Raw genomic sequence first — 8,708 nt, forward strand, 5'->3', positions numbered from 1 at the left:
AACAGGAAGTGTGGGGAGTCATATTGTTGAACAACTAGTTGCAAAAGATATAGAAGTAAAGGCATTGTCAAGGAAGGAAAGCAACTTACCTAAAGGAGCACAAGTAGTTCTAGGGGATCTTGATATTCCCGAAACTATAAAAGCACATCTCCATACTATAGATAGCTTGTTTCTGATCACTCAGAGTGAACAATCGGACGAAAAATTTATAAAAAACAAAAGAATTATTCAGATGGCAAAACAAGCTAATGTTGCAAGAATTGTAGCCCTGTTAGATTTTGAAGGGAACCCAATTGAGGACGTTATTAAAAATAGCGGAATGGAATGGACTTTACTAAAGCCAGTGGAATTTATGAAAAATGCACTTTACAGTGGTTGGACAGAATCAATCCAAAAAGAAGGGATTATTCGTACGGCTTTCCCTGATAGTTTAAGCGCTAGAATTCATGAAGCTGATATCGCTGATGTCGCAGTAAAGGCACTGACAGAAGAAGGCCATGATAAGCTAACATATGATTTGACAGGACCAGAAGCATTGTCTCCAAGAAGTATGGTTAAACAAATTTCTGTAGTTATAGATAAATACATTGATCTTGTTGAAATTACAGAAGAACAAGTAAAACAAGATTGGAAAAGCAAAGGCTATGACAATGAATTTATTGAATACTTTATTATAGGGATTGGGAAAAACCCTCCTAAAGGAGCCTATACCGTTCTACCGACAGTAGAACAAGTTACAGGCAAGCCAGCCAGAACATTTACTCAATGGGTTAATGAAAACAAACATTATTTTGTATAACCCCTTATTTGCTTTTACTAATTACCTAACGGAAAACGTTAGCTGAACGAGGAATGGCAAAGAGTAAAACGATACAACATTAGACTGATGATCCAAGTAATAGAAACAGCGGCAGCCATGGACGGAAAAATAAAGTCCTAGATTACCGCTGTTTTATTGAACTCAGTAAAACCGCACCTGTAATTTCGTTAGCCAGATTTTTTCCATGTTCATAAGGGATAATCGGATCTTCAGTACCGTGAATCACCAGCCTTACCTCCATAAAGTACTTTCAGTTCCTCTTCCTTCATCGTAAAAGTATGTTTTTCTTCAGGAAACCGTTTATTCTTCACATCAGCAGTATAAGCTTGAATGGACTCCAATATAAACGGATTCAGCGAATGGTATTGTTTTACAAACTTAGGAACACGTTCAACACCATAGCCTAAAATATCATGATATACGAGAACCTGGGCATCCACATCCAATCCAGCACCAATTCCAATCACCGGAATCGAAAGGGCTTTGGTTACTTCTTCTGCAAGTTGTCTTGGAACACATTCCAAAAGAAGAGCAAATGCTCCAGCCGCTTCACATTTCTTAGCATCTTCCAGCAATTTTTTAGCGGCTAATGCATCTTTTCCCTGCACCTTATATCCGCCTAAAACTCCAACAGTTTGCGGAGTCAGTCCCAGGTGGGAGCAGACAGGAATTCCTGCTCTTGTCAGGGCGGCGATATGTTCGACGACTTCATCGGCACCTTCCAGCTTCACCGCATGGGCACCGGCATCTTGAACTAATTCCCCAGCATTGATTAATGTATCTCTAACAGACAAATGATAGGTTAAAAACGACATATCCGTAATGATAAATGTATCCTTCGCTCCTCGTTTAACAGCTTTCGTGTGGTGAATCATGTCTTCGATTGTAACTGGAATTGTTGAATCGTAACCCACAACAACCATTCCAAGCGAATCACCAACCAATACGACGTCAACGCCCCCTTGTTCTGCAAGCTTTGCAGAAGGATAGTCATAGGCTGTTAACATGACAATCTTTTCATTGTTTTGCTTCATCTTCAACAAATCTGTAGTTTGTTTCAACGTATTCCCTCCTCCTCAATTTAAATGTGACATATATTCAAATGCTGTTGTTCCATATACACTTTTAAAGTGTTTATTTAAATGGGTTAAATCAACAAAACCACATTCTGCTACTGCTGAATAAATATCTCTATTTTTTTCTATTAACTGCTTTGCACGTTCGATCTTGCAGTTAAGAAAGTATTGGTATGGTGAAATTCCAGTATGAGCATTGAATAATCGGATAAACTGAAATTTCGATAAATTAAGCTCTTTACATATCTCGTCAAGTTTAAGTACATGTTCTAAGTTGGTATGAATCATATCCTTCGCTATTCTTATTAAAACGTTCTCTTTCTTATTGTCTGTAGAAAGATTGGTTTGAAAAAGGCTATCCGTCAAGGATAAAAGTAATTCGCTACACAAAGCCTCATCTTTTTCGCTTAAGATAGCCTTAGAAAGACTTAATATTTTTTGTTCAAGGCTATAGTCATACACAATTGGCGTTGAAAACCGTACGATATCCTTGTGCTCAATAATCTCTAAAAGCAATTGTGGCTCAATATATAGCATGACATAATCAAGCCCCACCTTATTATGTGCCATTCCGTCATGCGCCTGTTCTGGATTAAAAAGCATCACACCATTTTGATAGGATAACTGTAAGCTGCCATCCAAGGTATACTCTTGAATTCCACGCAATGTTACGCCTATTGCATATTCCATGTGAGAGTGCTTCTTATACTTAAATTCAGAAAGACTTGCTGATAGCGCAGTAATACCTGCTGATTTCTTATAGATAAATTTGTCCAATTCAATCACCCCTAACAAGCTTACCTACATCCATATCATTATGGCCGCATAGGCTAAAAACAAGGCCATCATTATATTAACAGTCTTTTTATGCTTCTGTAAAAACTCCTTGAAGATTGCACCGAAAAGAACCCATGTCACAAATGCTAAAAAACCAATAAGCGTTATAGCGACAATACTTATCGTCACCGCAGGTATTGCGATATAGTGGGGCATAATAAAACTAGGAATTACAGTCATTGTAAATAGTACTACCTTTGGATTTAGAAACTGCATAAGAAAGCCTGACATAAAGGTAGCTGATTGGTTGACGGTTGGATTGGATGTATCCATTTTGTAAACTTGATAGGCGAGATAGAACATATAACAGCTTCCGATTATCTGCATAACAATTAAAATTTTCGGTATGATCGTTATAAGCATCGTATTTAATATAGCAGAAATAACAAGTAATAAACCAAAAGCTAGAGTTGCTCCATACGTATATTTCATTGCTTTTTTTGCCCCAAAATTATGGACTGTAGATAGTATAACGATATTAGTTGGACCTGGTGTAAAAGTGGCAATAAAACAGTAAATTAAAACAGATGTAATATTCATGAGGAAAACTCCTTTAACGTATTCTCATGAAATAATACATCTTAAGATAAATGGCATATAGTATATTATTGCAGGTATTGTACCCTTCGTAGTCCCCCTTCTTCTACGCTGTTTGCTATATCAAAATTTCCCTTATTCAAGAGTTGCATCGTCAGTTCCTTGTTGTCCGTAGCTGTCTTCAAAAATTACTTAGCCCGAATCCTCTACCGTTAAAGATGTTTTTAACCTTACCGACAACAAACATAATCATGGATTATTGTGGTATTATTTCGGATTATTGTTAATACTACGTATCTGAGGAGGGTGAAAATGAAGTTACATACCAAATTTTCAAGACAATTATGCCAGAATATCGATCTCATTTGTGACTTCATGGGAAACAGTTCGGATTTTATTGTTCGTGAGATCACGACTGGCCATAAACACGCCGCTCTTTTTTATTTGGATGGAATGACTGACATGCAAAAGGTACAGGACAACGTGATCCGTCCGTTGCATGATCGTGTTTCCTCTGACGAGATCACTTTACCGTTATTGAAAAACGCAATTTTGGACATTGGTGAAGCAAGCTTTACTCAAAACTTTGAAGATGCCTTGGAACAGATCCTCTCAGGTGGTCTTCTCCTACTACTGAACGATACGGATGAAGGATTGGTCATTTCTTTGCCTGGATGGGAAGAACGCAGCATTACGGACTCGAAGACGCAGCCTGTGGTCAGAGGTCCGCAAGAGTCGTTTACAGAAACTTTACGTACGAATACGACTATGGTTCGTCGAAGGGTGAAGGATACAAGAGTACGTCTAACTACCATAAAAGTTGGCGAAAAAACCAAGACCGATATATCGGTCATGTATTTACATGAGGTGGCTGACCTAAAAAAGGTGCAGGACATGATATCCAAGTTAAAGGACATGCATGTAGAAGGTGTGCTTGAAAGCGAATATTTGGAAGAATGTCTCCAAGAAGATAAACAACTCACGATATTTCCGCTCTTTTATAATTCTGATCGCCCAGACTCTATTGCAGCAGGAATTATGGAGGGGAAAATTGCGATATTTGTGGATGGATCTCCCTTCGCCATCCTTGCACCTGCGGTGTTTGTAGATTTCCTTCAATCCGCAGAAGATTATTATCAATCCTTTATTTACAGTAGTATCATTCGAATATTAAGGTATATTTGCCTGGCAATCTGTATGTTGGCTCCCTCCATTTATGTCGCATTAACGACATTCCATCAGGATATGATTCCAACAGTTTTGTTATTAAGCTTATCCGCGCAACGTGAAGGAGTTCCGTTTCCAGCATTTATTGAGGCGATGATCATGGAAGTGGTTTTTGAAATTCGGAGGGAGGCAGGTCTTCGTATGCCACGGACGGTCGGTCAAGCCGTTTCTATTGTTGGGTCAATAGTAATTGGCCAAGCAGCTGTAGAAGCAAACATCGTTTCGGCTGTTATGGTCATTGTTGTTGCAATAACTGCCATTTCGAGCTTTGTCATTCCCTCGTACACCTTTGCCATTCCTATCCGTATATTACGTTTCGCTTTCATAGGAATAGCCGCTATGTTTGGTGTGTACGGATTGACTGTTGGTATCCTCATGCTCTTTGTGCATCTGAATGGACTGCATTCATTCGGTGTACCGTATTTGAGCCCCTTTGCCAATTACAAATCGTCGGAGCAGAAGGACGCAATATTGCGTTTTCCATATAGAACTAAAAAAAAACATCGCAAAAACTAAAGGAGTAGACCATCATGAACTCGTACCGATCCACCATTTTGTTACTGTTAATGTGCACCTGGCTAATGGTGTTTCTTACGGGTTGCTGGAACAATAAGGAATTGAGCGCAATTTCCGTCGTGATGGCTATGGGTATTGATGCAGTGGATGACCAATATGAAGTCAGTCTACAAGTGGTTGACCCATCGCAAATGTCTCGGAATTCCCCCATGGAACGGACGCCAACGATCGTTTTTTCCAAACGCGCCGATACCATATTTGAAGCTATTCGAAAATTAACAACGGAATCCTCCCGAAAATTGTATATGTCCCACTTAAAATTTGTAATTTTCGATGAAAAAACAGCAAAAAAAGGAATCAAGGAGCCGCTGGACTTTCTATTCCGTGATCATGAAGTTCGGCCTGATTTCTATTTGGCGGTTGTCAGAGAAAACTCGGCAAAGGAGGCCGTTACTTTTGTAGCTCCAACCGAGATCTTGCCTGCAATGGATATGTATAAGGCATTAAGGCTTTCTGAAAAAGCCTGGGCTCCCACTTCCGCGGTCAATGTAAAAGATCTTTTGCAGAAATTTACGGAGGATGGCATTGAACCAGTCCTCACCGGTATTCGACTGACAAACCTAGAAAAAGGCCTAACTATTGATAATGTGACAAAGTCGCCCCAACATGTTAAATATTTTTTCACTGGAATTGGTGTTTTCAAGGGCGATCGACTTCTCAATTGGATGGATGATTCACAAAGTAAAGCCTTTACCTATATATCCAACCGTGTTTCCAGCACCGTAGCTTCCATCGATTGTCCGTATTCCAATGGAAAATTTGTTGTTGAAGTAATCCGTTCCAAAGTAAAAATGCGTCCAGAAATAATAGACCATGAGCCGCACATTTCTCTTATTGTGGATACAGAATCCAATGTCGGAACGGTCTCGTGCAATGCCAACCTTAAGAATGAAGAGACATTTAGAGATCTTCAAAAATCAGCTAAAGAGCATCTGGAACAGTCTTTGAAGGAAGGCATTCGAAATGCACAACACATCGGTTCCGATATATTCGGGTTTGGAGAAGCTTTCCACCGCAAGTTCCCGCGTGAATGGCATAGATGGAAAGAGGATTGGTCACAAAAATTCCAAACGCTTAAAGTGGATATTCAGCTCAATTATCGTTTGATCCGGTTCGGAGAAATCGCCAGTCCAATTGATATGGGAATACACAATCAGGAGTGAATACATATGCTTTATGTGATTCTCGTAAGTTCCATTTTAACATCGCTGTATGAGTTTAAAAAATTCAAGAAGAAACAATATGTGCGTGAAATTGTATTCAGCTCGGTATTGTTGACTATAGGCGTTATATTGATTATCCTACGGATCGCCAACATTGAATTGCCGACTCCACTGACGGGCATTCGAATCCTATTCCAACCAGTAAGCCGGTTACTTATAGAAATGTTATCTTAAGGGGGCATTGGAATGAATTCCAACTTGACCGTTAGACAAGCTATTATGTGGTTTACATTATATCAAATAGGAAGCGCATATCTGGTGCTCCCAGCGGCAATTACTGCTGCCGCTAAACAAGATGCCTGGCTCTCCATCCCAGTCTCCTTAGGTTTCCATCTGTTATTGATACCTTTATATGCCTCCATCGCTAGGCAAATACAGGGGAAATCTTTCGTAGAGCATCTCCGTTGCCTCTTCGGTCCCTTGGGCGGGACGATTAGCATCGTTTTCATTTTTTTCTTTCCCTTTCTTGTGTTCATCATGACGCTTCGAAATCTAGGCGACTTTATCACAATAGATATTATGCCGGAAACTCCCTCCGACGCGATATATTTCATCATGCTTATAGTCATTTATTTCGCCGTTCGATCAGGCCCTGCTGTAATTGGCCGTTGTGCGGAAATCCTGTTTTTTTTCCTTCTGGTTCTATATCTTTTGGTCAGGATTACCCTTCTTCCTGAGACCAACATAAATAATGTGCTCCCTATTTTTGAGTATGGTTTGAACCCTATCGTTCTCGCTTCGTTCAATTTGTTTGCCTTTCCCTACCTTGAAGCAATTCTGTATCTTTTTTTTGCACAGTACATTCCCGATCCAAAGAAGTGGAGAAAGACAGTGATTACATGTGCTTTGATTAGCGGCGGCATGTATTTTTTCATGGTTCTACAAATAATCGCCGTGATGAGTGAAGGTGTTGTATCTAATTTGACGTTTCCTACTTATTTTATTAGCCGAACAATCAGTAACGGGGAGTTTCTTCAACGGTTTGAAATTGTCGTTGCAGTGTTCTGGTTTGTTACCATTTTTTTCCGACTCGCATTGCTTTTATATGTTTCAGCGCAAGGGCTTGCAGATGCTTTTCGTCTTCGAAGCGCTAACTCTCTCTTAGTTCCTCTGATCCTAATCGCAATGGCAATGGTTCATTCTATTTGGCCAAATATGCAATTTTTAATCAAGTTTTTTTCAGTATGGCCTTTTTACGCCATGATTTTCGGTATCGTGTTTCCTATTGTGCTATGGCTGGTGGGTAAGGTAGGCGGCTCGTTGAAATTCCGTAAAAAGTATCACTAAAGTTGCATTGACCGTATGAACATACTGTCCAATTCCAGCCTCTCCACCACGTCCAAAGGACATGGAAGACGCCTATTGGGCTAGGGGACTTGCTCTTGTTGTAATCATTATTGCAATTTAGCAAGAAGTAACTCCAGTTCCTCCCTCTCAAGATGTCTCCATTGGCCCCGTTCCAGATGATCCAAGGTAATATTCATAATTCGAACACGTTCCAACTTTAGCACCCTGTACCCCAAAGCCTTGCACATCCTGCGAATTTGCAAGTTCAGACCTTGCGTCAAAATAATGCGGAACTCGTATTCGCTTGTACGATCAACTTTGCACGGTTTGGTAATGACGTTCAATATTTCAACGCCACGAGACATGGCTTGCATAAACTCGTTTGTAACAGGTTTGTCTACAGTCACTATATATTCCTTCTCATGACCATGCTCGGAACGCATCATTTGATTGACAATGCTTCCATCGTTGGTTAATAGAATGAGTCCCTCTGACGCTTTGTCCAGCCTGCCGATGGCAAAAATCCGCGAAGGATAGTTAACATAACTAATAATATTGCCAGCCACTTGCTCTGCTGCGGTACAAACAATGCCTATAGGCTTATTCAGAGCCAAATATACAGGTTCACTGGAATTAAGCGGAATAACTTCCCCATCAATTAGCACGATATCCTGTAGCTCTACTTCTGCGCCCGCTTCACAAACATTTCCATTAATCGTAATTCGTCCTGCTGCAATCAGCCTGTTGGTTTCCCGACGTGAGCAGAATCCTGTCTCACTGATGTACTTGTTAATTCTCACGATTCACCTGCTTCTGATTATAATATGCGAGTTTAAGTAAAATAATTAAAAAAACACCTGATTGTTCTTGCTTAATCAGATGTTCGCCGTTTACGACAACGTATACTTTCCCGGCTTATTTGCTACTGTTACCGCCGCTTTTATTCCTTGTTGGTTTGGCAGTGCCGCCTTTTGTGCCACCTGCCGCTTTGCTTCCCGGTGCGCTTGTAGAAGCACTTTTTGTCCTTACTGGCTTCGCAGTTTTGTTCCAGCGTGTCCAGCCCTTACTACCTGTACCTCTGCCGGTTCCGCCGCCCTTGCTTTTTCCACCCATATGATCACTCCA

10 protein-coding genes and 1 pseudogene are annotated in these 8,708 nt (G+C 40.3%); 5 read left to right on the forward strand and 6 right to left on the reverse strand.

Annotated features, from left to right (window positions below):
• The coding region (locus tag GRP75_RS14585; RefSeq protein WP_160789650.1) for an NAD(P)H-binding protein at nucleotides 1–799 on the forward strand (799 nt) is incomplete at its 5' end.
• A 160-nt stretch (nucleotides 800–959) separates the two neighbouring features.
• Here GRP75_RS14585 and GRP75_RS14590 read toward each other — a convergent pair.
• The 4 genes and pseudogenes from GRP75_RS14590 to GRP75_RS14605 all read right to left on the reverse strand — a co-directional run.
• Nucleotides 960–1,049: pseudogene (locus GRP75_RS14590) on the reverse strand (alpha/beta hydrolase); the annotation flags it as partial.
• Nucleotides 1,030–1,881 (reverse strand): 3-methyl-2-oxobutanoate hydroxymethyltransferase, encoded by an 852-nt coding sequence (gene panB, locus GRP75_RS14595; protein WP_160789651.1) that lies wholly within the window; start codon nucleotides 1,879–1,881, stop codon nucleotides 1,030–1,032. The gene panB and the pseudogene GRP75_RS14590, both read right to left, overlap by 20 nt.
• Nucleotides 1,882–1,896: 15 nt before the next feature.
• Entirely contained in the window at nucleotides 1,897–2,673 is a 777-nt protein-coding gene (locus GRP75_RS14600) for an AraC family transcriptional regulator (RefSeq protein WP_023988507.1), read from the reverse strand.
• 24 nt (nucleotides 2,674–2,697) lie between these two features.
• Nucleotides 2,698–3,273: a LysE family translocator gene (locus GRP75_RS14605; RefSeq protein WP_023988506.1), complete on the reverse strand. Its 576-nt coding sequence runs from the start codon at nucleotides 3,271–3,273 to the stop codon at nucleotides 2,698–2,700.
• A gap of 309 nt (nucleotides 3,274–3,582) precedes the next feature.
• Here GRP75_RS14605 and GRP75_RS14610 point away from each other — a divergent pair, with 309 nt between their 5' ends.
• From GRP75_RS14610 to GRP75_RS14625, 4 genes are read left to right on the forward strand one after another with little or no spacing between them, the layout of a single operon-like run.
• Nucleotides 3,583–5,013 carry a spore germination protein gene (locus GRP75_RS14610; RefSeq protein WP_160789652.1) on the forward strand — a complete coding sequence of 477 codons (1,431 nt, stop codon included), beginning with the start codon at nucleotides 3,583–3,585 and terminating at the stop codon, nucleotides 5,011–5,013.
• A gap of 14 nt (nucleotides 5,014–5,027) precedes the next feature.
• Entirely contained in the window at nucleotides 5,028–6,236 is a 1,209-nt protein-coding gene (locus GRP75_RS14615) for a Ger(x)C family spore germination protein (protein WP_160789653.1), read from the forward strand.
• A gap of 6 nt (nucleotides 6,237–6,242) precedes the next feature.
• Complete coding sequence (locus tag GRP75_RS14620; protein WP_023988503.1) at nucleotides 6,243–6,470, forward strand: hypothetical protein; 228 nt, start codon at nucleotides 6,243–6,245, stop codon at nucleotides 6,468–6,470.
• Nucleotides 6,471–6,482: 12 nt separating this feature from the next.
• Nucleotides 6,483–7,583, forward strand: coding sequence for a GerAB/ArcD/ProY family transporter (locus GRP75_RS14625; RefSeq protein ID WP_023988502.1), 1,101 nt, complete (start codon nucleotides 6,483–6,485; stop codon nucleotides 7,581–7,583).
• Nucleotides 7,584–7,690: 107 nt separating this feature from the next.
• Here GRP75_RS14625 and GRP75_RS14630 read toward each other — a convergent pair whose 3' ends face one another.
• On the reverse strand, nucleotides 7,691–8,383 hold the full coding sequence (locus GRP75_RS14630; RefSeq protein WP_160789654.1) for a pseudouridine synthase: 693 nt from the start codon (nucleotides 8,381–8,383) through the stop codon (nucleotides 7,691–7,693).
• 115 nt (nucleotides 8,384–8,498) lie between these two features.
• Entirely contained in the window at nucleotides 8,499–8,696 is a 198-nt protein-coding gene (locus GRP75_RS14635; protein WP_013310240.1) for a DUF3934 family protein, read from the reverse strand.
• Nucleotides 8,697–8,708 lie beyond the last annotated feature (12 nt).

Origin of the sequence: Paenibacillus sp. OT2-17 (assembly GCF_009827695.1) — a bacterium.
Lineage (GTDB): Bacteria > Bacillota > Bacilli > Paenibacillales > Paenibacillaceae > Paenibacillus > Paenibacillus polymyxa_B.